The sequence below is a fragment of the Vibrio sp. Isolate22 genome (genome assembly GCF_022398115.1).
Classification (GTDB): domain Bacteria; phylum Pseudomonadota; class Gammaproteobacteria; order Enterobacterales; family Vibrionaceae; genus Vibrio.
The window spans coordinates 52,035-76,638 of the sequence record NZ_JAKEUW010000016.1; the positions used below are offsets into that span (position 1 = coordinate 52,035).

The window sequence follows — 24,604 nt, forward strand, 5'->3', positions numbered from 1 at the left end:
TCGCATTATCGCTGACTGGGCTTCTAAGTTTTAAATCCACTAATCTTGCAGTGGCAGTTGGTAGCTGTTTTTAAGCTCTTTCACTGAAATGTTTGATTGAATTGCACTGACGCCTTTCACTCGTCGAATTGAGCTGATTCGCTCAAAATACTCTTCCAGATCTCTTGCCAGTACCTGAATCATGTAATCGGCTCCGCCTGCAATGCAGTGACACATGGTGATCCAGTCTGTGACTGCGACAAACTCTTCAAAAGGCTCGGTGTTTTCAACCTCATGATTACCGAGTGTCACTAGGGTGAAACCTGCCACATGAAGCCCTAGCTTTTTGCGATTAAGCTGCGCGGTATATCCATCAATATAGCCCGTCTCTTCCATGCGCTTCCAACGACGCCAGCAAGGAGTTTCACTTAGGTTGACCTTCTCGGCAAGCTTGCTGTTACTCATGCGCCCATCTTTTTGGATATGTCCAAGAATGGCAATATCCGTATCATCTAGCACTTCATTGGTGGATTCTTTCACTTTCATGGTGTTTTTAGAAAAAGTCTGCTCAAGTTTGATTTTATACTAGCGCATATAGCAATTTAATTCCTACTCGAATCGGTAAACTCTTCTCCCAATAACGTTTTATTTACTAGGAGAGAAAGAATGAGCGCTCAATTAATGCTGGCGTTCTTGTTGTTTTCAATATCGATTGGAATTACACCGGGAGCAGGAAACATTGCATTGCTTGGGATATCAAGCCGATATGGATTTGCGGCAACATTGCCTTTTGTCTCTGGTAACGCTTTTGGCATTATCATCATACTGGCGGGTTCAAGTGCTGGCTTAGTAAGCCTGTTTACCCTCTACCCAGAGATCTACACGGTAATGAAGTACCTTGGGGCGGCTTATTTACTGTTTATGGCGTGGTCGATTGCCAACATGGAAATTGAGCAAGAAGAGTCGGTGAATCGCTCAGGATTTATGTCTGGTGTTTTGATTCAAGTATTGAACCCGAAAGGATGGATTGCTTCACTGACTGTATTTTCTCAGTTCATCACCACACAGGCAGATTACCTGATTCAAGTGGTGACGATCACCACCATCATGGTGGGAACCGGTGTATTGTGTATGTTGGTTTGGGCGTATTGCGGCACTATGTTTCAGCGTCTATTACAATCACCAAAACAGATGGTGATGGTTAACCGCTGTTTGGGTGGAAGCCTAGCGTTAGTGGTTGCTTTTATGCTTTATCAACCAGCGTAGAGCGTCTTTATCAAAGAAAAAAACCACTCCTAAGTCCATAGGAGTGGTGTCTAAATATCGACAAAGTCGTTAACGATAAACAGTCAGTTAATCATCACTAATAAGTTAATCATAACTGATACGTTAACAAGGACACTTAAAGAAAATTTGATTACAAGATTAAGCGGTTTCAGCCTCTTTAACTGGAGCTGGGTTACGAATTAGGTGGTCAAATGCGCCTAGACTTGCTTTCGCACCTTCACCCATCGCAATGATGATCTGCTTGTAAGGTACTGTTGTTACATCACCTGCTGCAAACACACCTTTCATCGATGTTGCGCCATGAGCGTTAATCTCAATCTCACCGCGTGGTGAAAGCTCAACCTTCGAACCTTTCAACCATTCGCTGTTCGGCATTAGACCGATTTGAACGAAGATACCCGCGAGTTCGAGCTGTTTCAGCTCTTCAGTGTTGCGGTCTTTGTATTCCAGACCCGTTACGCGGTTTCCATCGCCCAACACTTGTGTGGTTTGAGCCATTTTGATGATTTCAATGTTTGGTGTTGCGTTCGCTTTATCGATAAGTACTTGGTCAGCGCGTAGCGTGTCTGCAAATTCAAGCACGGTTACATGTTCCACAATACCTGCTAGGTCGATAGCTGCTTCGATACCTGAGTTACCACCACCGATAACCGCTGTTTTCTTACCTTTGAACAGTGGACCGTCACAGTGTGGGCAGTAAGCCACGCCTTTGTTGCGGTATTCTTGCTCACCCGGAACGTTCATTTCACGCCAGCGTGCACCTGTACTTGTGATAACAGAGCGAGCTCGTAGTGTTGCACCACTCTCTAATTCAACGTGGATGTAGCCGTCTTTTGTGTCTTCCGCAGCAATGATGTTGGCAGCACGCTGCTCAGTCATTACTTCTACACCGTACTCTTTTACGTGTTCTTCTAGGCTAGCCACTAGCTTAGGGCCCGTCGTCGCTTTCACAGAGATAAAGTTCTCAATCGCCATGGTATCCATTACCTGACCACCAAATCGGTCAGCAACAACACCGGTGCGAATGCCTTTACGTGCAGCGTAGATAGCTGCTGAAGAACCAGCAGGACCACCACCCACAACTAACACGTCAAATGGTGCTTGTTGGTTTAGGTTTGCCGCTTTCTTTTCCGCTGCGCCTGAGTCTACTTTATTAAGGATCTCAGCCAGTGACATACGGCCTTGACCGAATAGTTCACCATTAATGAACACACTTGGTACCGCCATGATATCGCGAGACTTCACTTCCTCTTGGAATGCTGCGCCATCAATCATGGTTGTCTTAATCAGCGGGTTAATTGCTGACATCATATTGAATGCCTGAACTACTTCTGGACAGTTTTGGCACGATAGCGAGATGAAAATCTCTACATTAAGCTCTTGATCTAATTCTTTAATTTGCTCGATTACGTCAGCTTCAAGCTTGATAGGGTGACCACCGCTGTGAAGCAGTGCCAGTACCAGTGACGTGAACTCGTGACCCATTGGTAAACCTGCGAAACCAATCGCAGTGCCTTTCTCTTGGTTTACTACCTGCATGATAGGGCTACGCGTGCTTGCGCTATCATCGCGAGTTACTTCAATTTTTTCGGTTAAAGATGCGATGTCATTTGCTAGGTCTTGGAGTTTGTGTGCGGTATCGCTGTCATCTAGGCTCAGCACTAACTGAACATTGGTTTTTAAGTTTTCTAGGTATGCTTTTAGCTGCTGCTTCATTGCTTGATCTAACATAATCGTGCCTGCTCTTAAATTCTGTGTCTTGGTATTGACCAATACCTTCTTGCTGAAAAAGGAAAATAAAAAGGGGGCGCAAGTCGGCAAATTGAATGTGGTGTTGCTGCTTTGAAAGGGTGGCGCGCAACTGCCCTTTAGGAGGGAGGCCGAAGCGCGCCTGTAGAACCGTTTTATTTGTTCTTTTTAGATAGGCTTAGATTAAATCTTACCTACTAGGTCTAGAGATGGTGCTAGTGTCTCTTCGCCTTCTTTCCATTTAGCTGGGCAAACTTCACCTGGGTTAGCTGCTACGTATTGTGCTGCTTTAACCTTACGTAGTAGGTCTTCAGCGTCACGACCGATACCTTCAGCAGTGATTTCCATTGCTTGGATAACACCTTCAGGGTCGATTAGGAACGTAGCACGGTCTGCTAGGCCTTGACCTTCACGCATTACGTTGAAGTTGTTTGTGATAGTGCCTGTTTGGTCGCCTACCATGAAGTATTCGATAGTGCCGATTTTGTCAGAAGTATCGTGCCATGCTTTGTGAGAGAAGTGAGTGTCAGTTGATACTGAGTAAACTTCTACACCGCGAGATTGAAGCTCTGCGTATTTTTCTTGTAGGTCAACTAGCTCAGTTGGACATACGAAAGTGAAGTCTGCAGGGTAGAAGAAGAATACCGCCCACTTGCCTTTAACGTCTTGCTCAGTGATTTCTACGAATTCGCCGTTTTTGAATGCTGTTGCGTTGAATGGTTTGATTTCTGTGTTGATCATGATTTGACTCTCTTTCTAATTTGTAGTGTTTAACGCTATCCCGCGTCGATGGAGATATATTGCATCCGCACCGAAAATTAGTGAAATCGGACATTTCTATAGATTCAATAGGCGAATCCTATCTTCGAAAAGAAAAGACTATCGGTAAAAGCTATCAACAAAAACAATTAGTAAAAGCCATCAAACATCAGCATCACCTATTTGAGGAGCTATGCTCTTTAGGCTGTCCTCTACATTTGGCTTATCTCTATTAGCGTGAACATCTATGTCGACAGTGTTTCTTTAAGTGAGCTGAGATCTCCTGGTAACTATAAATAACGAAAAATTATCATTAATATAATTTATGATAATTTCAATTAATTACGGTCTCTCCCTATACTCTCTTCATCGAAACGAAATAACGAAGCTAGACTTCGAAATGCACAGAATAAAAAACGAATTGGAGAAAGTTATGAAAATGAATCACGTAGGCATTATGGTAGGCGACATGGACCAAGCAGTAGAGTTTTACACTAAGGCTCTAGGTCTAAGAGTTGTAATGAACAACACTAAAGTGATGGAAGAGCGCGAATCAGCAATCGGCCGTATGTGTATCGCAGTATTTGGCGAAGGCTTCAAAGGTTTCAACATCGCTCACCTAGTAACATCTGATGGTATCGGTGTTGAGCTGTTCGAAATGGTTGACCGCCAAGAACGTCACGAAGTAGATTTTTCTCGTTTAGGTATCTTCCACTTCTGTTTACAGCTTCCAAAAGAGCAGTTTGATTCAGCTATTAAACGCGTTGAAGAGTTTGGTGGTAAGGTACGTATGGATATTCACCGTTACCACCCAGAAGATGAACTAAAACAAGCACAAATGGTTTACCTAGAAGACCCGTTTGGCAACCTATTCGAATTCTACTCTCACTCATACGAAGATACGTACGCGACTGATTACGAGTAATAGATGCCATCTACCTGTCGTAAGATAGAAAAACCGAAACACCCCCTGAAGAGGATTGGTAGAGATACCAATCCTTTTTTGTGTTTGGGGTTAGGGGTTATGGATAAGCTAGTGAGGAGAACAACAATCGTTCATATGATCAATGTGCCCCAAAAGCAAAAGTTCTTGGGGCACATGTTTGTTTACTATAGACCTTTAGAAATAATAGATAACAATAAATTATCATTAATATAATTTATGATAATTTTATTTAATCTACTTATCTCCATATACTCTCTCCATCGAAACGAAATACAGAAGCTGAGCTTCGAAAGTACAGAATTAAAAAAGAATTGGAGAAAGTTATGAAAATGAATCACGTAGGCATCATGGTTGGCGATATGGACCAAGCAGTAGAGTTTTACACTAAAGCTCTAGGCCTAAGAGTTGTAATGAACAACACTAAAGTGATGGAAGAGCGCGAATCAGCAATCGGCCGTATGTGTATCGCTGTATTTGGTGAAGGCTTCAAAGGCTTCAACATTGCTCACCTAGTAACTTCAGACGGTATCGGTGTTGAGCTATTCGAAATGGTTGACCGTGAAGAGCGTCATAACGTTGATTTCTCTCGTCTAGGTATCTTCCACTTCTGTCTACAGCTTCCAAAAGAGCAATTTGATTCAGCTATCAAACGTGTAGAAGAGTTCGGCGGTAAAGTACGTATGGACATTCACCGTTACCACCCAGAAGACGAGCTAAAACAAGCACAAATGGTTTACCTAGAAGACCCGTTTGGCAACTTATTCGAATTCTACTCTCACTCATACGAAGATACGTACGCGACAGATTACGAGTAATCGCGTTACTGCCTTCCGTAAGGTAGAAAGACCGAAACACCCCCAAAGAGGATTGGTAGAGATACCAATCCTTTTTTGTGTTTGGGCTGTGTGTGATTGTGGTAGCTCCACTCCTAGATCTTAGATTTAAGAGCCAAGATCAATAGCTGAGATAGTCCATCACTTGAATTAACTGTATGCGTATCTCATTGGTGGTCTGACTGTGCCAATAACCCAATGCAAAAGACATCAGAGGAATACCGAACATTATCATTAGCACTAAAACGAGAAGATACTTCGATGATAATTGCCAACCATTGCGTGTCTTTAGTCCAAGCGCTTGCTTATTTGGACATGCAGCAACACAGCGTAAACAAGCTTGGCATTCATCCGTTCGAATCTGTTTAGCGGTATGAATAATAATATTAGAAGGACATGCGCGAGTGCATTTACTGCAATTCAGATTATCTTTCTCATTTAAACAATGCTTGGTGTCTCGGCGAATCTTAAATGGGCTAAGCAGACTTGCTATCCCAAGTAGCGCGCCATAAGGGCAAAAGTATCGGCAAAAAGCACGTTGTCGCCATGCTGACATCAATAGAATGACGGCTAAAACCCCAAGAGTAATCATTCCAGGCTCAACGAATACCCAAGCGGTTTTTACATCTGCGATTTTATGGTAATTGCCATTGAGGTAATAAGTCAGGCTCGCGACAGGCATTCCTACTGAAATAAAGGTGAAGAAAGCCAACAGTAAGTACTTCATCATACGTAATGGCCAGTCGAGCCAAGCCGGTGGTAGGTATGCTTTCTTCACGAACTTTAAGCGTAATTTATACAGATATTCCCCAGCGAGGCCGAGCGGACAAATCCAACCACAAAAGGCACGCTTACAAACAATCCCTGTCACTAACACAGTCACGAGCATGACAGCGCCTGCCGGATGAGTTTGATCCCAAAACCCAATAGAGAAGATAGCCTTAAGTTGAATGGCCGCAGCAATAGGTAAGAAAGCATCCGTAACATCAGGTCGCATGAAGCTTGGAGATACTTGATGAACGAGCAGCCATGTGTGAAGGGTGTACTGGATAGCTACTAGAAATAATGAAAGTGCCATCGCATGTTGGCTAGCTTGACGCAATACATTTGTCTTGGATGAAGCTGTAATTATGGTCGGTCTAAAGTAAAAAATCGAAGAGATGACAACCACCGCTAATGAAAGAGCGATGAGCAAAGGCCAATAGGCTGCACTAAGTACCGCTGTGATGAGAATGCAGGACGTTATTATGCTACCGAGCTTTTTACCACTAGTGTAGAGAACACAAATGCTATAAATCAATGCAAGCATTAAGGTAAAGGATTCAATAAAAGTCATATAGCCACCGATTAATTACAGAGTGGTACTATAAATCGCATATAAGAGCATGTCTGACGATTAATGAGCTAACTTATCTATCTTTGATATGAGTTAATTTTCATTAATATTTCGTCTAACCATTTGGGGTGATTTTTAATAACGTTAGCTGGGTTTATTAATAAATTGAACCGAGTTGATTGATAGCCAAACCGCTTTTGGAGAGTGAAGGAAGAGTAACTTCACATCAGAATAGGGTGTAAATTAATCTGCCTTCAAGTGTCTTTGAATCGTGGTTTGTCTGCGTTGAATGATTAATAAATCAGCAGATTTAACGCTTTGTTAAAGTTGACGTTTTGAAGATAAAACCTTTCATGGATATGACGGAAGAAAGTGTACTTCATGAAAACATTGTGAGTTCATACCGGATGGTAGCCTTTGCTGAGCAGTGACTATACTCAGCATTGTATGGCGAACCAAAACACAACGAAAACAGAGAAAAATGCACAAATTAGCGCACCCAAGTTACATGAAAAAACTACATATCATCTTTACCGCTCTTATTCTCATGATATTAGCCGGATGCACCTCAACGTCGGCGGTCGGCAGTTCTAAAACAAAGGAATATGCCAAGTCACATGCTTTGACTGGTAAAGCTTCTTGGTATGGTGACAAGTTCCATGGAAAGCTCACTGCAAGTGGTGAGACGTATAATATGAATGCTTACACGGCAGCGCATAAAACCTTAGCCTTTGGCACGATCGTGAGAGTGACTAACACTACCAATAATAAGTCTGTCGAAGTTAAAATTAACGACCGAGGCCCATACGTAAAAGGCCGAGTGATCGACCTTTCACACAAAGCATTTGCAAAAATCGGCAACGTTAAGCAAGGCACAGTTCCTGTCAGAATCGAGATTGTTGATGACAGTAATACCTTTAGGTACAAACATTAATCCCCTCCGAATATCCCTTTAGTCTGCATCTTTGCTTCCTTATCGATTACAGAAAGGGGTGGGGTAAACACTGACGATTAAAGGTTTAGAGGCACATTGCTATTCAATAACTAAAGGCTGCTTTTGCAGCCTTTTTTGATGCCTTCTATTATCGGTTTTTAATAAGATTATCTAATTATTAGTGTTTGAATTGAGAGCTCAATGCCTCATAGAATTAGTAGGTTAAATATTACTTCACTAGTTTTCATTCAAATTCATCATGAAATAATGAAAAGCTGACCTAATCCAAATTGATTTATGATGGATTAACAGTGAAAGCCCAGCGAGCATTACATTTCGTTACTCCTTGAAGTAAATCTGAAACATAGCTGACACGGTTCTGAAATTTTTGAGGGCTAGCGTATGGGGTTCTAAAACGAACCTAAATAAGGAAATAACCGTGAAGCTAACACCTGTCGTTGCTGCCGTAATCATGTCTTTCAGTTCAGCAAGTTTTGCTTTTAGCCTGCAACAATCTGCCAATGAAAACAGTGAAGATCTCGTATGGACAGGGCACCTTAGTCCAGACAGCGACACAGTGATGTCTGCAATGCTCGCGGCTCATATTTATGGTGGTACGGCGACAGTGCCTGAGCCTATCAACCCTGAATCTACGTTTATCTTGAACTACTGTAATGCGGAGTCACCTCGCGTAGAGACAGATTACTCTTCGTATCGAGTAGGGCTGGTGGACTTCAACCAAGTGACTCAGCTAGCGCCAACCATCGACCAAGCATCCATTGTGGCTGTGGTCGATCACCATGCGATTGGCGGCTCTCCAATCAATACCCCGCAAATTGTTGAGATGGATATTCGAGGTTGGGGCTCTGCAGCAACGGTACTGGCTGACAACGCTGAAAAGCTTGATGTGAGCTTACCTAAACACCTTGCTTGTGTTGGCTTGGGTGCGATTCTTTCTGACACTGTGGTCTTCCAATCTGCAACCACGACTGAACATGATCGTGAATATGCAGGCAAGTTGGCGAAAATTGCTGGTATTTCAGATATCGAAGATTTCGGTCAACAGATGCTGATTGCTAAATCTGACCTTAGCCACCTTTCGTCGGAAACCATTCTGACTTTGGACTACAAGAACTTTAACTACGGTGGCAAGCAGGTGGGTATTGGCGTTGCTGAAACGCTAACGGCTCAACAATTGATTGACCGTAAAGACGAGCTTTTGGCAGCGATGAAGTCATACAAAGAAGAGAACGGTTTAGACCATTTGTTTTTCTCAATCACAGACACTAAGAACAAAGAAGCAAATCTACTGTGGGTAGATGAAAGCGATTATCAAGTCATTAAATCGGCTTTCAATGCTAAACCAACTAGCGACATGCTAACTTTGGAAGGTGTTACTTCTCGTAAACGCCAGATTGGTCCTGCGGTGCAAAAGGCAATTGAGAGCTTGTAGAGAGTAAGGTTCGTTCTTTTATTAAGTCACAGCTTAGTGGGGTTGGTAGAGATACCAACCCCTTCGTTTCAGGGCTCCAATTTAGCCGCGAAAAGAGCGTATTTATAATAGAACGATGGAAAGGCACCGAGTGCCCCTGTGAGAACTCAATTTCTACTCCGCTCAGCCTCAGATAGTGATAGAATCCCCGCATCAGAATTACCGAGAAACTCTATGTTTATCCATCAAGTTAATGACATCGACTGGCTGGTTATTACCGCTTTTGAAGAACTGAAAACTATGTTTATCGAAGATGCAGGCAGGATTCCTCGCTGCTTCTCTGTCGCTAGCGAATGGAGCCTGATTGATCAAGCCAAGCGCGCTTATGGATACTTACCTCCACTTCGCGGTGTTATCACCGATACCGGCACTTTTCAAAGCCCGGATAATGAAGAAGACTTGAATCCACAGCTTGCCTGCTTAGTTGAAGGGCGTGGTCGAGTGTTTATCTATTCTGCGAATGTGACCTATCACATGTAAATCTTGTCAATTTCACCTTTTGTTTTGAAACCAGAAGTGGCCCTTACCTAAATTACATTAAACATGTTCGATTAGAATAAAATGACACCTGAAAACTTAACTACCTTATTCACAGAGTAATAATCATTTAATGCTTCAACTCATAAAATGATTATTTATTCACTTAAGCTAATTTCTATTACATTCCTTTTTGGTCGTAGAGTGATACAATCTTTATTTAAGACTTATCGAGAAAATTTATGTTTATCCATTATGTAAACGGTATTGACTGGTTGGTGATCACCGCCTTCGAGGAACTAAAACCTCTATTTATCGAAGAGGCGGGGACGATTCCCTCTTGCTTCTCTGTTAGCTGTAAGTTAAGTCTGATTGACCAAGCTAAACGTGCCTATGGATATTTACCTACACTCGATGGCGTAATCACCGATACTGGCACATTCAAAAGACCGAATAACGAAGAAGACCTAAACCCTCAACTTGCTTGCCTAGTTGAAGGGCGTGGTAGAATATTTATCTATTCTAATTGTTATGTGGCTTTTTTAGATGACAATCAAACCTTTATCACTCGAATAAATTAGAAATTTTTCATACAAATTTGATATTTCAAGCTTGTAACACGAAATTGGACAAAACCGAGTTGGGCGCTCCCGCCTACATCTACCCACCGGATAAGTTTTAGTACTGAAAAACTCAGAACGAGGCCCTTTGTAAAAGTACCACCCATGAACGAAATGGACATAACCTTCCATATCTAGGGACTTTGATCAGATTTATTTCATGCAAAATTTATAGATACAAAGCAAAGCTTCTTCTAGTGAGTTTTAGGTTATTAACAAATTGAATGTGCCCCTTGAGAAAATAATCTAGGCTGTTCAAACTCAGCTAGACAATTATCGCAGATTCAAACTTTATTCAAGAATAGGCTCCCGAAGCATTTAAGCTTCGGGAAGTACTTTACACACCAATTACTCACAACTAAGAGCTTTGATCTTAATAGGCATCTTAGTCAGCAACTTAAACACTGGTGGAACAAAGTAAAACGATAATAACGTTGTTAATGCTGTACCGCCTGCAATAGCAATCGCAAATGGAGGCCAGAACCCTCCGCCAGCTAATATCAAAGGTATAAAGCCACCGATTGTTGTTATCGTTGTAGATGTGATGTGTCGGGTACAGCTCATAACCGCCGCTAGAATGGCGTCTGGCTCACCTCTGCTTGCTGCCGGACATGCGCTCAATTCACTGATAATTACGATAGCCGCGTTGATTGCTAAGCCGACCACACCAAGCAATGCTATGATGACCGTAAAGCCAAATGGATAGCCAAAGAACCAAACCGACAAAATACCTAACCCAGCCGCTAAACCTGCAACAATAAAAATAACTGAGCTGAGGCGGAATGAGTTAAATGACAGTACAACCACTAATATCATCAGCACCAAAACTACGGAAACATTGCTAACCAGCTGGTTTACAGAGTCGTCCCTTTCCGCTGCTTCACCACCAAATTCTACTTTATAGCCAGCTGGAAACTGATATTGCTCAAGTGCCAGTTTAAACTCATCTAACACAACTTGTGGCAGTATGCCTGCTTCGATATAGCCTTCAATCGTATTCACTCTCAATCCGTCTCTTCGAGTGATACCCCCACTTCCCGGAACAAGTTCCAACTGAGATAAATCCATGACCGACATGCCAAGATTTGAGTTCTTGGACGTTGTCGGGAACCTAAGCTTATTTAAGTCGTTGTAGTTTTCACGGTCTTCATCCAACACTTTCACGCGCACAGGGATAGATTCTGTATCTTCGATAATGCTACCACTTTCACGTCCAACCAGAGAAGATTGCAGTAGTCCCGCAAAATCAGTCAGATTCAACGCATTCATCTGTATCGCTTCTTCATCTACATTCACCATAAATTGAGGTACACCTAGAGTCAGGCTCTCTCGCGTATGAGTGACATGAGGGATCTTCGACAGCATCAATCTGATGTCTTTTCCGATACTTTTTAATGTTTCTACATTTCGGCCATAAACTCTTAACTCAACAGGTGCACCAAATGGAGGACCTTGTTCAAGTTTACGCACCAGTATTTGAGCCTCAGGCACCATATCATTCAGCTTAACCTGAAGTCTTGGTATTAGTTCGTTTGCGGATTTAAAGTCTGTTGTTTTTACCATCGCATGCGAGAAAAACGGGGCGTTATGTGCAGGCGGCACCATGTTGTAATAAAAGGAAGGGAAAGCCGATCCAATTAACCAGTTCACTTGTTCAACGTTTGATTCTTCTGCAATAAGTTTGTGAATAATTTCTGTGGTGTCTTTCGTTGCATAGATGCTTGCCTGTGACGGCAAATAAACGTGCACCTCGAACATATCTCTGTCGGCAGGCGGGAAAAACTGTTCTGTCAACTGTGTACTGCTCCAGTACCCAAACAGGGGCACTGATACGACAAGTGTTATCGCTAAATAAGGATAGCGAATAGCAAGTGCAACCGAACGAGAAAACCATTTACTCAGCACCGGAATAGTGATCCCAGAGTGATACCAGGCAGAAGAGGTTTGACTGTCTGGAAGAAAAACACTCGATAGCGAGGCAATGATACTGTGCGAAATGATGTACGAGCCTACCAGCGAGAAAGATACTGTTAGTGCTATCGATCCTACAAACTCACCAATTGAACCTGGCATCAGAAATATAGGCGCAAACGCTAATACTGTCGTTAATGTCGAACCTAGTAGAGGTACCCATAGGTGCTTGATAGCGAGTATTGCAGACTCAATTCTTCCTTTACCGTTAAGTCGGTTAGTCTGTATGGTATCTACCATGACCACGGCGTTATCGACCATAATACCTAGCGCGACAATAAAACCAGTGACTGACATCTGATCGATGGCTATCCCAAGATACTTCATTAGAGTCAAAGTGAATAGCATTGTCAGAGGCAATGCCAAGGCGATAATGCAGGCCGCACGAATACCCAATGTAAACAAAAGCACGATCAACACTAAGCTTAAGCCTATAAGCAAACTATTACCCAGATCGAATAGTCTGGCTTCAGTATAAGGTTGCTGGGTAAAGATTATGTGTGCATCAATATTCGCGGGTAGCTCATGCTTTAGTTCTTCCAGAACTCTCAAGGCTTCAGGAGACCATTGATCGACTCGCAGCTCAGACTGCATTCTTGCCGCAACCATGACACCGGGTTTACCATCGACCAGAGCAAGCTCTGAATAGGGAGTTTTCGCTGCGCGAGAAACGGTAGCAACATCACTGACTCTTATAGTGCTACCAGATTCATCTACTGCGATAGGAACCTGCTTAATACGCTCAATTGAATCTAACCCAGAAGAGAGCTCCAGACCAAAACGAGTACTGTTGTTTACGAGCTCTCCTGCTGAGCCCTTCACGTCAGCACCTTCAATCGCAGATGCAAGTTTACTTGCAGATAAACCAGCTGCCACTGCATCGTTAGTGTTCATACTAACAACGATTTCTTCGTCCAGAAGTCCAAATTCTTCCACTAATGCAGTACCCGGCAGAATTCTAAGACGTTTAGCAAGTTCATTCGAATATCGTCCTAGCACAAGTAAATCAGGTTCACCTTGCCCCTGCCAGGATAATGAAAAGATAGTTGTAAACGAATCTCCACCATCGCTGTCCAGATCAGGTGAAAGTGCTTCTTTCGGAAGATCAACCTCTACATCGGATAACTTATCCCTGACTTCAGTCCATACGGGCGCCGTATCGGTGATGTTCTCGTCTACCTCAATAACAACAACCGACACGCCGAGCCTTGAAGTGGAGGTTATTTCTATTATTTCATTAATTTCTCTGAGCTTATTTTCAATAATCTCAGTGACCAAAGCTTCAACACGATTTGCGCTGGCACCTGGGTAGATGGTTTTAATTGTGGCACTGCGGTTAACGATCGATGGATCTTCGGCTCTAGGCAACGATGAATACGCTGAGAAACCACTGACTATTAAAAATGCAACGGCCAGAACCATCAGTCGAGAGTTAGAGATAATGCTTGCGTAACCCATAATTATCTCTCCTGTATCACTTTGACAGACTGCCCTGGTACCACTTTGTGTAATCCAGTTACGATGACTTCGTCACCGCTCGCTAAGGCACCCTGCACATAGACACGGTGGCTGTCTGAGTAAATCACTTGAACTGAACGGCTTTCGACTACTTTATGGCCTTCACTTTCAGAGATAACATAGATATTCCATGTACCTCTTATGCCATCGATCAGTGCTGTATTTGGTAGCCAGTAACCCGTTTCAGAGAATGTTTTTTGATAGGACAAACGGGCAAGTTCTCCATCCAGCACTTCAGCTCCACCTTCAAGAGAAAAACGTAACCTTACGTTTCTTGAGTTCAAGTCAATGTTTGATGGATGAGAAATAAGTGCTGCTGAGAAAGTGTCATCATCCACACTAATGGAAAAATTGCCTTTCTTGATGATGTCTTTTGCATCACCTTTATAAACACCAATCACCGCTTCTTTGTTCCCAGAAGACAATAGCGCTAATGTAGGCGCACCTACTGACACAACATCCCCTAAAGAGACGAACCTGTCGTTAATAATTCCTGAGTATGGTGCTTTTATGACAGATTTTTCCTGCTTTAATCGATTTGCGTTAATCGAAGAGTGTATACGCTCTATATTGGCCTCATGGGATTCTTTTTGGCTGCTTAAAGCATCGATGTCAGCCTCCGAACTGAATCCCTTTTTTCGCAGTGAACGTTGTCTGGCAAGGTTGGCGTCAGTGAGTTTCAGTTGAGCCTTTATTTCGTGTAATTGAGCTTCCAACTGCTTCTGCTCAGTTTTCAATAACTGGGTATCAAGAGTGATCAGAGCCTGCCCAGCCTGAACTTCTTCACCAATGTCTACCATGATTTGAGAAACTTTTCCGGATAGCTCAAACCCGAGATTTGCTTTCTGGTTTGCCTGAACTGTACCTACGTACTCTCTTACTACGTTGTAGCTGTCGCTCATTGAAGCTTGTTTCACTTCGACAGCTAGAGGCTCCGGGGGCTGGTACTTATTTGCTGATGAATCAGTACAAGCTGATAAGAGTACAGCCGTTAATAGAGCAGCAGATGATAATTTGAAAGGTTGCATAGTTCTCTCTGGGTCTGGTCAGGAAAGAACTCTAGCTTATTATGGGGATCGTATTTAAAACGATAACATATGTTATCAATTTAGCTCATCGAGAAATGTACATGGCTAGGATAACAGACTGACAAAGCATTAACATATGTTATCGCTTGTGCCGATAACATCAAATTACAGTATGCAGGTAAATAACATGTAACCATAAAGGAAGTCTATGAAAACACTTGCTTACTCAGCTATTGTATTGTCCGTTTCATTTTCAGCCGTAGCTCGTATTGATGAGTCTCCGGGATTAAGCGGTGAGTTGACCGCACTACTAGGGGCAACCTACGAAAAATCAAACTTTAATACAAACAATCAAAGGAAAACGGGGTCTGCAAACACGGTGGGGCAGTCTGAAACCGAATTTCTTGCCGCACCATTAGGTCAACTTCGATTTACCTTCGGTCGTGGCCAATATCATCAAATCTTTGTAGGTACTTCACGAGAAGATATCGCTGTAGGCGACTTCGCTCTTGAGCTTGGCTATAAAGTAGAAGTCGGAAGTCAATCTAGTATGGCATTTTCCTATCTTCCGTCGTTAGCCGGAGAGACGTTTGCCGATCCCTACCTATTAAATCAAGATCGTAAAGTTATTGATGTATCCAGCGACGCTTATAGGATTAAGTATAACAATGTCTTTAGTACCCCTTTTTCACTAGATGTAGCCTACTATACTGTCGATTTAGATGAGGAGTTGTCAGGAAGCACTTATGGTAGTTCAGCCGCTCAACTACTCGACCGAAAAGGGAATGGGCTCTATTCTAAACTCAGTTTTGCAGGACATTTATCACCAACATCGATATTCGAACCTTCAATCGTCTATAAAGATTTCTCTGCAGACGGTGATGCAATGTCAAATCGCCAATTAGGTGTGGAATTAGCTTATAAGGTTGCTTTCGCCAGACACGCTTTAGCGCTATCTGCAACATACAGTTCATTTGAGTACGATTCAGAAAATCCAATCTTTAATAAAACACAAGAAGATAAACAAATGGGGCTATTTGTAGCCTACGAGTCTCACGGATTAGCTGGCTTGGACAATTTAGCTTTTAACGCAATCCTGGGCTACGACCAAACCACCTCTAACATTGAGTTTTACGAGGTAACAGAAGCGATAGCAGGTGTAGGGTCTACGATTAAGTTTTAGTTATCCTAACTCGATCTCACAGTATACAACCCTCACGCGAGGGTTGTATAAGCACTACTTCCGAAACAGAGCTATACCAATTACGGTTCCCCATATAAAACAGCGTACCATGCTCCTATTTATGCGTGCTTTCACCTTCTTGATATTCTTGCTTCCGTTATACCTTAATGCAAAAGAACTCAAGTTTTGTGGTGTTGCCTGGCCTCCCTATACCCTGGCAGATAACGGAAAAATTGTGGGTGGTTTATCCTATGAGGTGTATACCGAAGCTTTTTAGCGACTAGACATCAGTTGGACCGCAGACGAAGTCCCATGGGCTCGTTGTCTTATGTACGTGAAAATGGGTAGGTATGACGCAGTCATTGATAATGCCTCTCTACAACCTTTTATTACTGGAAAAAATCCAACCGCACATTATGCCTTAGCCATTTATGTCAGGAGTGACTTCCCTCAAAATGATTTTTCCTGGGAAATGCTTCGCGGTAAGGTTATCGGTGTAGTTAGGGGGTATGACTATACGAAATCAATTCGGGATTTTGATGGCTGGATAAAAGAACCCACAACCACTGATGAGCTTATGCTATTGACGATATGACTATGTGCTTCTTGATGTATACAGTGCCAGCTCTTTGTCAGAAAAAATAGGTGTACAGATAAAAATGTTGGATCCATTAGTTGACTCAACAAATCTTTATCTGGCCTTCAACTCAGTGAACAAAAGTCATGCCTTAAAATATGACCAAGTGATAAGTGAAATGATAAAAGATGGATGATCCGCCCCAGCAGTTTTGGACACTGAGTTAAGTGAGTACAATCACTAACGAGGTGAACAATGACAACTAAGAAAACTAGAATTAAACATTCCCCTGAATTTAAAGCAGAAGCCCTGAAGTTAGCAGATAAAGTGGGAGTAGCTGCGACAGCAAGACAGCTTTCTTTACATGAATCTCAAATCTACGGGTGGCGAAAGAACTCGAAGAAAGACACCAGTACTAGTCAGCGAGAGCAAGAACTAGCCNGAAGAGCTAGAAATTGTAAAAAAGGCCGCTACCTACTTCGCGAAAAATCTAAAGTAAATTTCTATGAATTTATGCTCGAACACCTGCTGAGCTTCAGTATTGTGCGTATGGCTAAGGTGTTCGGGGTATCCCGAAGTGGGTTTTATTACTGGGTTAAACATCGCCATAAGGCCATCCAACACGAGGCAATTCGCCAAAAACTTGATACAAAGGTCAAAGAAGCTTTCGACAACAGCAAAGGTCGAGATGGCTCAAGGCGTATCCAAAAAGAACTGTCTGAGAGCGGTGATAACTACAATGTTAAAACCATTGCTGCCAGTATGAAGCGTCAAGATTTAACGCCGAAAGCTGCACGCAAGTTTAAGTGCACTACGGACAGCAAGCATCAAATGCCTGTTGCTCCAAACCTGTTGGYTCAGAACTTTAGCGCATCGGCTCCGAATGAAAAATGGGCTGGAGACATCACCTATATAGCCACAAGCGAAGGCTGGCTGTACTTGGCGGTAATTATTGACCTTTACTCAAGACAAGTAATTGGATGGTCTATGGATACCAGAATGACGGCTACGCTGGTCTGTGATGCGCTATCAATGGCGTTGTTCCGTCGCGGATTCCCCGAGCAGGTTATCGTTCATAGTGATCGAGGTAGTCAGTACTGCTCAAAGGATTATCGAGATCTCATAACTGCTTATAATCTCNGCGTATCCAAAAAGAACTGTCTGAGAGCGGTGATAACTACAATGTTAAAACCATTGCTGCCAGTATGAAGCGTCAAGATTTAACGCCGAAAGCTGCACGCAAGTTTAAGTGCACTACGGACAGCAAGCATCAAATGCCTGTTGCTCCAAACCTGTTGGCTCAGAACTTTAGCGCATCGGCTCCGAATGAAAAATGGGCTGGAGACATCACCTATATAGCCACAAGCGAAGGCTGGCTGTACTTGGCGGTTTACTCAAGACAAGTAATTGGATGGTCTATGGATACCAGAATGACGGCTACGCTGGTCTGTGATRCGCTATCAATGGCGTTGTTCCGTCGCGGATTCCCCGAGCAGGTTATCGTTCATAGTGATCGAGGTAGTCAGTACTGCTCAAAGGATTATCGAGATCTCATAACTGCTTATAATCTCAAGCAAAGTATGAGTAGGAAAGGAAACTGCTGGGACAATGCTTGTGTTGAGAGTTTCTTCCATTCTATGAAAGTGGAAGCGATCCAATATGAGCCGATTATGACGAGAGAGCAGATGCGCCAAACGATCTTCGNTGAGTAGGAAAGGAAACTGCTGGGACAATGCTTGTGTTGAGAGTTTCTTCCATTCTATGAAAGTGGAAGCGATCCAATATGAGCCGATTATGACGAGAGAGCAGATGCGCCAAACGATCTTCGAGTACATAGAGGTTGATTATAATCGAACGAGAAGGCACAGTGCTCTTGGGTATCTAAGCCCAGTTAACTTTGAACAACAAAATGTCGCTTAATGAAGTGTCCAGTCTGGCTGGAGCAGATCAGGGTTTGATGTGGCTTCGCCGAGGAGCGTTTTTCGTACAGCCTTAGAAGCTAAGCACCTATCTTTGGAGCAGTGTGAGATCATGCTTGAAGCACTAATAAAACGAAAGTTATTGTCTCACACCTATGATGAGGAAAATGTCCTTGAAGCTCAGTCACTGATCGTAGAGTCATTTTCACCAGTGATAGGGCAAGTCACACTCTATTTAAGGCTTAAATGTGATCAAGAGAGTAAATGCGAACAAGAGGTTAAATGTGATCGATAGTTATTTGGTTAACCCAGACTCTGTCGGCCTTAAGCCTCATCAGTATCAGTTGATTGAGGATATTGTTTTGAATAATGCCGCAGTCATTCATGCCTGGGTATTCGGTTCTAGAGCCCTTGGAACTTATAAAGATAACTCCGACATCGATATTGTTATCGAGGGGCACGGTATTTCGTTAAGTGTCGTCGCAGGCTTGCAAGATCGTTTAGAACAATCGTCACTTCCCTTCAAGGTTGACTTGCTCATTAAGCATAGAATTACATCAAGTGAGCTACTTGCACATATTGACACCTATGGAATTAAACTAAAGTAACCGAGGAGAAAAATACAAGTCAACTATGTATTTTTTCGTTGCCCTAGTTAGTACTACATGTTCGTTTAATTGTACAAGTGGGCGCAAGGGGACTATACTTGTTCCATGAACTGTACATATGGGGTTTCTTATGAGAATCGTATCTTTTACTGAAGCTAGAAATGGTCTCAAAGCTGTTTTGGACGGTGTTGTTAATGATGCTGATACAACAGTCATTACACGTCGTGATTCTGAAGATGCTGTAGTTATGTCTTTAGACTACTACAACAGCCTTATGGAGACCGTTCACTTACTTCGTTCACCTCAAAACGTTGAGCATTTAAATCGCTCCATAGCACAGTATCGTGCTGGAAAAACAACAGCCCGAGAGCTGATTGATGAGTAGTCGTCAACGTTTACTATCGTGGACAGATGACGCTTGGGACGACTACCTGTATTGGCAGACTCAAGACAAGAAGACGTTAAAGCGTGTCAACAAACTTATTAATGATGTGAAGCGTTCTTCATTTGATGGCATTGGTAAGCCAGAACCGTTAAAAGAGAACTTGTCTGGGTTTTGGTCTCGTCGCATTGACGATACCAATAGGCTTGTCTATGCAGTCGATGATCAAGCGATAACTATAATTTCGTGTCGTTACCACTACTAATATGTTGTCTGATGATAATGGTGCTTCCTGATGGCGAGGCTTTATATTGTTGATCTAGCGAGTTAAGGTTTATTGTGTTCTATCTACAACCGAACGCTCAAAATCCAACAACCACTCTTTGCGGTTCATGCCGCCGGTGTAGCCAGTTAATGTTCCATTTGCGCCGATGACTCTATGGCAGGGTACAACAATACTAAATGGGTTCTTGCCGTTCGCACCACCCACCGCTCTTACGGCTTTTGGGTTTTCCATTCTCTTTGCTTGTTCGCCGTAGCTGATGGTTTCGCCATAAGGAATGGTTGTTAAAGCCGTCCATGCTTTGAGCTGAAAATCAGTACCTTGTGGCTTTAAAGGCAAATCAAAGCTTGTACGTTTGCCTGCGAAGTATTCATCTAACTGTTTCGTCGCCAGTTGGCAAAGCTCATCTGGATTGCTAGTCATTAGCTCTTCATGATTTACATGGTCAATTTCAATAAGCGACACACCATTACTCACAATGATCATCTTGCCAATCGGTGCGTCATAGAACATTTTGTAAGTACTGTCTTCCATGTCATCTTCCTTCTTTCTAGTCTTTAGTATCTCGTACCTGCTTTTCAAGCTCTTCGCATCTCGATACCCGAATCTCGCATCTGCTTTTTAGGCTCTTCGTATCTCGATACCCGCATCCCGCCTCTGCTTTTTTAGGCTCTTCGCATCCCGCTACTCGTATTTCTCATCTGCTTTAGCCCTTACACGAAGCGCAAAGCAATACCCTGAAATACCGCCCATGATGTTCCCTAAGGCTAAGCCGATAAACAACCCTTCGACGCCATCAATCTGGCTACCTATCCAAGCGAATGGAAGAGTAAATACAAACAGGCGCATGAAGCTCCACTGAAAGGCTTTGAGTGGTTGATGCATCGCATTCATCGCACTAATCAGCATCATTACAATACCTTGGAAGCCATAGCTAAATGGGACAACTAACAGGTAATGCCACAAGATGCCTCGTACTGACTCTTCTTGAGAAAATAGGGCGGCTAATGGGATGCTCAATGGCACCATCATTAAGAAAATCAAACCTTGGAACATCACGGCAAAACGCATACTGAGAAACAGTGCCTTAAAGCTGCGTTGTGGGTTGTTTGCGCCAAAGTTCTGCGCCATGAAAGGCGTAAGGGCAGAGGTCAGAGACATCAACACAATGATAAGAATCGATTCAATACGCTGGGCAGCTCCGTAAGCCGCCACGGCTTCGGTTCCTTGTTTGGCTAACATCATCATGATAATGGCGCCAGCAAGTGGATTGAGGGCATTGGAAAGGGCTGCGGGTGTGCCAATGGTTAAGATCTGTTTCCAGTCATCGATGAGGTTTTTTAGTTTGGGCGGAGCAAGCAGTTTTTCTCGTATGGTTAATACATACAGTGAGCCACACAAGGCACCAAACCAACTGAATCCGCTAGCAATGGCTGCGCCTTGAATCCCTAGCTCAGGGAAAGGCCCATAACCGAAGATCAGCAGTGGGTCGAGAATGCCGTTAATAAGGCCGGCCAGCATCATGATTTTGGCGGGTGTTTTGGTATCGCCACTCGCACGTATCGCGCTGTTGCCTGCCATAGGTATCACAAGCAGAGGTATCGCTAAGTACCAGACTGACATGTATTCAGATATCAGTGGCAGTAACTCAGGTTCAGCACCTAACAGAGTAAACATAGGCTCTAGCGTTATAAGCCCCAGTGTTGATGCAAAACCAACAAGCAGCACAGCAAGCAGTAAACCGTGGCAAGTAAAGCGAGCCGCATTTTGGGCGCAACCTTGGCCTAGTAAGCGCCCAATACAGGTGGAAAGCCCGACACCGATGCCCATGGTGATGCAGTTGGTGGCAAAGGTGATAGGGAAGGTGAAGCTCACCGCTGCAAGGGCTTGTGTGCCCAGTAATGAGATAAAGAAGGTATCGACGAGGTTAAACATCAAGATCGCCACCATACCGAATATGGTCGGTATGGTCATGGTACGCAATGTACTCTCAATAGGAGCGGTTAATAGCCCGTGCTTATCTTGCATGCAAAACGCCGATAGAATCTAAAAGCGTAGGATAAACAGATGCGGGCGGGAAGGGAAGAAAAGCTAAAAGCAGATGAGAGATTCGAGTGAACGAGATGCGAAGAGCTTTAAGAAAATATATCTGAGGTTTATGAGTAATGAGGTTAATCTTCGTCATTCCCTATAGCGAGGCACGAGCGCAGTAGGGAATCTCTGGCGACTATCTAGTTATCCACGCGTTGTTTGAGATTCCAGACACTTCGTTCCTCAGTTCTGGAATGACGGGATAAGTTTCAAGAGCAGATGCGGGTAACGAGTATCGAGGAGCTAAAAGCGGAGAAAAGATATGCAGCCTTCTTTTGTTTTATCCCTGACAGTTACACAGGACCATTCGCAGGTGTGTTTTTGCTTTTCGCATCTCGTATCCCGTTTACTCGTATCTGCTCTACCAAGATCACAATTTTTCCCTTTAACCCCTTGGGATCTTTCACTTCGCCCCAACATACTCTTTAACCCCATGCCAATCGTGGCAACTATCAAATTAAATGGAAATTATCAGGAGATACGACCGATGAATATCCGTCCTCTACACGACCGAGTTATCGTTGAGCGCCAAGAAGTTGAATCTAAATCTGCTGGTGGCATCGTTCTAACTGGTTCTGCCGCTGAAAAGTCAACTCGCGGCGTAATTCTAGCTGTGGGCAAAGGCCGCATTCTAGAAAACGGTTCAGTACAACCATTGGACGTTAAAGTTGGCGACACTGTTATCTTTGCTGAAGGCTACGGCACTAAGTCAGAAAAGATCGACGGTAAAGAAGTTCTGATCATGTCTGAAAACGACATTATGGCGATCGTTGAGTAATCCGCGCTATACAAACTGAACTGACTGAGTAAAGAATTTAAAGGAAATAAAGATGGCTGCTAAAGACGTTAAATTTGGTAACGACGCACGTATTAAAATGCTAGAAGGTGTAAACGTTCTGGCTGACGCAGTAAAAGTAACGCTAGGTCCTAAAGGCCGTAACGTTGTTCTAGACAAATCATTTGGCGCACCAACGATCACTAAAGATGGTGTTTCTGTTGCACGTGAAATCGAACTTGAAGACAAGTTCCAAAACATGGGCGCGCAAATGGTTAAAGAAGTGGCTTCGCAAGCGAACGACGCAGCGGGCGACGGTACGACTACAGCTACAGTTCTAGCTCAAGCTATCATCACTGAAGGCCTAAAAGCGGTTGCAGCTGGCATGAACCCTATGGATCTTAAGCGCGGTATCGACAAAGCAGTAACGGCTGCTGTTGAAGAGCTAAAAGGCCTTTCTGTTCCATGTGCAGATACTAAAGCTATCGCACAAGTAGGTACTATCTCTGCAAACTCTGACGCGACAGTAGGTAACATCATTGCTGAAGCGATGGAAAAAGTAGGTCGTGATGGCGTTATCACAGTTGAAGAGGGTCAGGCTCTACAAGATGAGCTAGACGTAGTTGAAGGTATGCAGTTTGACCGCGGTTACCTATCTCCTTACTTCATCAACAATCAAGAAGCGGGTTCAGTTGATCTAGAAAGCCCATTCATCCTTCTTATCGACAAGAAAGTTTCAAACATCCGTGAACTTCTTCCGACTCTAGAAGCGGTTGCTAAGGCATCTCGTCCACTTCTAATCATCGCTGAAGATGTAGAAGGCGAAGCGCTTGCAACTCTAGTTGTGAACAACATGCGTGGTATCGTGAAAGTTGCTGCTGTTAAAGCACCTGGTTTCGGCGACCGTCGTAAAGCAATGCTACAAGACATCGCTATCCTAACTGGCGGTACAGTTATCTCTGAAGAGGTCGGTCTAGACCTAGAGAAAGTAACACTAGAAGACCTAGGTCAAGCTAAACGCGTGACTATCACTAAAGAAAACTCAACCATCATCGATGGCGCGGGTGAAGAAGCGATGATCCAAGGTCGCGTTTCTCAAATCCGTCAACAGATCGAAGATGCAACGTCTGACTACGACAAAGAAAAACTTCAAGAGCGCGTAGCTAAGCTAGCTGGCGGTGTTGCAGTAATCAAAGTTGGTGCTGCGACTGAAGTTGAGATGAAAGAGAAGAAAGACCGCGTAGAAGATGCACTTCACGCAACTCGCGCTGCAGTTGAAGAAGGTGTGGTTGCTGGTGGTGGTGTTGCACTTATCCGTGCTGCATCTAAAGTGGCTAACATTGAAGGCGACAACGAAGAGCAAAACGTTGGTATCCGTGTTGCATTACGTGCAATGGAAGCGCCTATCCGTCAAATTACTAAGAACGCAGGTGACGAAGAGTCTGTTGTTGCTAATAATGTTCGCGCTGGCGAAGGTAACTACGGTTATAACGCTGCGACAGGCGAATACGGCGATATGATCGCTATGGGTATCCTAGATCCAACTAAGGTGACTCGCTCTGCACTACAATTCGCGGCATCAGTTGCTGGTCTTATGATCACAACAGAAGCGATGGTGACAGACAAGCCTCAAGAAGCAGCTCCTGCTATGCCTGATATGGGTGGCATGGGCGGTATGGGTGGCATGGGCGGTATGATGTAAACGTCCAGACTTAATCCAGTAAAGTCCAGTAAAGCCCCGTAAGCCCAGTACTTACGGGGCTTTTTGGTGTTTTGTTGTCTATTAAAGTCCATTGAGATATGACTGGTTCTTTAAAAATAATGGGACTGATGAGGGGTACCACGTGTTTTCCATCT

General features: G+C 43.5%; 22 protein-coding genes and 3 pseudogenes. 17 read left to right on the plus strand and 8 right to left on the minus strand.

The features are described 5' to 3' along the window. Nucleotides 1–39: 39 nt before the first annotated feature. The gene (locus L1D55_RS11245; protein WP_004739989.1) at nucleotides 40–525 is read right to left on the minus strand and encodes an Lrp/AsnC family transcriptional regulator; all 486 of its coding nucleotides are present in this window, start codon (nucleotides 523–525) and stop codon (nucleotides 40–42) included. A gap of 120 nt (nucleotides 526–645) precedes the next feature. Here L1D55_RS11245 and L1D55_RS11250 point away from each other — a divergent pair, with 120 nt between their 5' ends. Beyond that, nucleotides 646–1,245, plus strand: a complete 600-nt coding sequence (locus tag L1D55_RS11250) for a LysE family translocator (protein WP_239917487.1) — start codon at nucleotides 646–648, stop codon at nucleotides 1,243–1,245. Nucleotides 1,246–1,404: 159 nt separating this feature from the next. On the opposite strand, the gene ahpF is transcribed toward L1D55_RS11250, so the two are convergent. Both ahpF and ahpC read right to left on the minus strand, forming a co-directional pair. Continuing rightward, entirely contained in the window at nucleotides 1,405–2,997 is a 1,593-nt protein-coding gene (gene ahpF, locus L1D55_RS11255) for an alkyl hydroperoxide reductase subunit F (protein ID WP_239917488.1), read from the minus strand. 201 nt (nucleotides 2,998–3,198) lie between these two features. Further along, a complete protein-coding gene (ahpC, locus tag L1D55_RS11260; protein WP_008220943.1) occupies nucleotides 3,199–3,756 on the minus strand; it encodes an alkyl hydroperoxide reductase subunit C in 558 nt (185 codons plus the stop codon). Between the two features lie 451 nt (nucleotides 3,757–4,207). Between ahpC and L1D55_RS11265 the strand changes: the two genes are divergently transcribed. Both L1D55_RS11265 and L1D55_RS11270 read left to right on the plus strand, forming a co-directional pair. Further along, nucleotides 4,208–4,699: a VOC family protein gene (locus L1D55_RS11265; protein WP_063522279.1), complete on the plus strand. Its 492-nt coding sequence runs from the start codon at nucleotides 4,208–4,210 to the stop codon at nucleotides 4,697–4,699. A 344-nt stretch (nucleotides 4,700–5,043) separates the two neighbouring features. Next, the gene (locus tag L1D55_RS11270) at nucleotides 5,044–5,535 is read left to right on the plus strand and encodes a VOC family protein (protein ID WP_102300459.1); all 492 of its coding nucleotides are present in this window, start codon (nucleotides 5,044–5,046) and stop codon (nucleotides 5,533–5,535) included. Nucleotides 5,536–5,674: 139 nt separating this feature from the next. On the opposite strand, the gene L1D55_RS11275 is transcribed toward L1D55_RS11270, so the two are convergent. Continuing rightward, the gene (locus tag L1D55_RS11275; RefSeq protein ID WP_239917489.1) at nucleotides 5,675–6,655 is read right to left on the minus strand and encodes a 4Fe-4S binding protein; all 981 of its coding nucleotides are present in this window, start codon (nucleotides 6,653–6,655) and stop codon (nucleotides 5,675–5,677) included. A 715-nt stretch (nucleotides 6,656–7,370) separates the two neighbouring features. Here L1D55_RS11275 and L1D55_RS11280 point away from each other — a divergent pair. The 4 genes from L1D55_RS11280 (at nucleotide 7,371) to L1D55_RS11295 (ending at nucleotide 10,373) form a co-directional block, all read left to right on the plus strand. After that, a complete protein-coding gene (locus tag L1D55_RS11280) occupies nucleotides 7,371–7,823 on the plus strand; it encodes a septal ring lytic transglycosylase RlpA family protein (RefSeq protein ID WP_239917490.1) in 453 nt (150 codons plus the stop codon). A 439-nt stretch (nucleotides 7,824–8,262) separates the two neighbouring features. Continuing rightward, nucleotides 8,263–9,276 (plus strand): manganese-dependent inorganic pyrophosphatase, encoded by a 1,014-nt coding sequence (locus L1D55_RS11285; protein WP_239917491.1) that lies wholly within the window; start codon nucleotides 8,263–8,265, stop codon nucleotides 9,274–9,276. A 213-nt stretch (nucleotides 9,277–9,489) separates the two neighbouring features. Continuing rightward, a complete protein-coding gene (locus L1D55_RS11290) occupies nucleotides 9,490–9,795 on the plus strand; it encodes a cytosolic protein (protein WP_239917492.1) in 306 nt (101 codons plus the stop codon). A gap of 239 nt (nucleotides 9,796–10,034) precedes the next feature. Continuing rightward, nucleotides 10,035–10,373 (plus strand): cytosolic protein, encoded by a 339-nt coding sequence (locus tag L1D55_RS11295; RefSeq protein ID WP_239917493.1) that lies wholly within the window; start codon nucleotides 10,035–10,037, stop codon nucleotides 10,371–10,373. 387 nt (nucleotides 10,374–10,760) lie between these two features. On the opposite strand, the gene L1D55_RS11300 is transcribed toward L1D55_RS11295, so the two are convergent. Beyond that, nucleotides 10,761–13,841, minus strand: a complete 3,081-nt coding sequence (locus tag L1D55_RS11300) for an efflux RND transporter permease subunit (RefSeq protein ID WP_239917494.1) — start codon at nucleotides 13,839–13,841, stop codon at nucleotides 10,761–10,763. Nucleotides 13,842–13,843: 2 nt separating this feature from the next. Next, nucleotides 13,844–14,929: an efflux RND transporter periplasmic adaptor subunit gene (locus L1D55_RS11305; protein ID WP_239917495.1), complete on the minus strand. Its 1,086-nt coding sequence runs from the start codon at nucleotides 14,927–14,929 to the stop codon at nucleotides 13,844–13,846. Nucleotides 14,930–15,137: 208 nt separating this feature from the next. Between L1D55_RS11305 and L1D55_RS11310 the strand changes: the two genes are divergently transcribed. The 8 genes and pseudogenes from L1D55_RS11310 (at nucleotide 15,138) to L1D55_RS11345 (ending at nucleotide 19,863) form a co-directional block, all read left to right on the plus strand. After that, nucleotides 15,138–16,112 (plus strand): DUF2860 family protein, encoded by a 975-nt coding sequence (locus tag L1D55_RS11310; RefSeq protein ID WP_239917496.1) that lies wholly within the window; start codon nucleotides 15,138–15,140, stop codon nucleotides 16,110–16,112. Between the two features lie 328 nt (nucleotides 16,113–16,440). Next, the gene (locus tag L1D55_RS11315; protein WP_239917497.1) at nucleotides 16,441–16,707 is read left to right on the plus strand and encodes a transporter substrate-binding domain-containing protein; all 267 of its coding nucleotides are present in this window, start codon (nucleotides 16,441–16,443) and stop codon (nucleotides 16,705–16,707) included. Between the two features lie 237 nt (nucleotides 16,708–16,944). Continuing rightward, a pseudogene (locus tag L1D55_RS11320) lies at nucleotides 16,945–18,401 on the plus strand (IS3 family transposase). Then, a pseudogene (locus L1D55_RS11325) lies at nucleotides 18,397–18,609 on the plus strand (IS3 family transposase); the annotation flags it as partial. The pseudogenes L1D55_RS11320 and L1D55_RS11325, both read left to right, overlap by 5 nt. Before the next feature lie 30 nt (nucleotides 18,610–18,639). After that, a pseudogene (locus L1D55_RS11330) lies at nucleotides 18,640–18,903 on the plus strand (nucleotidyltransferase substrate binding protein); the annotation flags it as partial. Next, entirely contained in the window at nucleotides 18,893–19,216 is a 324-nt protein-coding gene (locus L1D55_RS11335; protein ID WP_239917498.1) for a nucleotidyltransferase domain-containing protein, read from the plus strand. The pseudogene L1D55_RS11330 and the gene L1D55_RS11335, both read left to right, overlap by 11 nt. 130 nt (nucleotides 19,217–19,346) lie before the next feature. Beyond that, nucleotides 19,347–19,601 carry a type II toxin-antitoxin system prevent-host-death family antitoxin gene (locus L1D55_RS11340; protein ID WP_005483180.1) on the plus strand — a complete coding sequence of 85 codons (255 nt, stop codon included), beginning with the start codon at nucleotides 19,347–19,349 and terminating at the stop codon, nucleotides 19,599–19,601. Further along, entirely contained in the window at nucleotides 19,594–19,863 is a 270-nt protein-coding gene (locus L1D55_RS11345; RefSeq protein WP_016768960.1) for a Txe/YoeB family addiction module toxin, read from the plus strand. Before L1D55_RS11340 ends, L1D55_RS11345 begins: the two co-directional genes overlap by 8 nt. Before the next feature lie 69 nt (nucleotides 19,864–19,932). On the opposite strand, the gene L1D55_RS11350 is transcribed toward L1D55_RS11345, so the two are convergent. Then, complete coding sequence (locus tag L1D55_RS11350; RefSeq protein ID WP_239917499.1) at nucleotides 19,933–20,415, minus strand: methylated-DNA--[protein]-cysteine S-methyltransferase; 483 nt, start codon at nucleotides 20,413–20,415, stop codon at nucleotides 19,933–19,935. A 150-nt stretch (nucleotides 20,416–20,565) separates the two neighbouring features. Further along, nucleotides 20,566–21,909, minus strand: coding sequence for an MATE family efflux transporter (locus L1D55_RS11355; protein WP_239917500.1), 1,344 nt, complete (start codon nucleotides 21,907–21,909; stop codon nucleotides 20,566–20,568). A 550-nt stretch (nucleotides 21,910–22,459) separates the two neighbouring features. On the opposite strand from L1D55_RS11355, the gene L1D55_RS11360 reads away from it, so the two are divergent. Together L1D55_RS11360 and groL are read left to right on the plus strand one after the other, a co-directional pair. After that, the gene (locus L1D55_RS11360; protein WP_004741353.1) at nucleotides 22,460–22,750 is read left to right on the plus strand and encodes a co-chaperone GroES; all 291 of its coding nucleotides are present in this window, start codon (nucleotides 22,460–22,462) and stop codon (nucleotides 22,748–22,750) included. Between the two features lie 52 nt (nucleotides 22,751–22,802). After that, complete coding sequence (gene groL, locus L1D55_RS11365; RefSeq protein WP_239917501.1) at nucleotides 22,803–24,449, plus strand: chaperonin GroEL; 1,647 nt, start codon at nucleotides 22,803–22,805, stop codon at nucleotides 24,447–24,449. Nucleotides 24,450–24,604 lie beyond the last annotated feature (155 nt).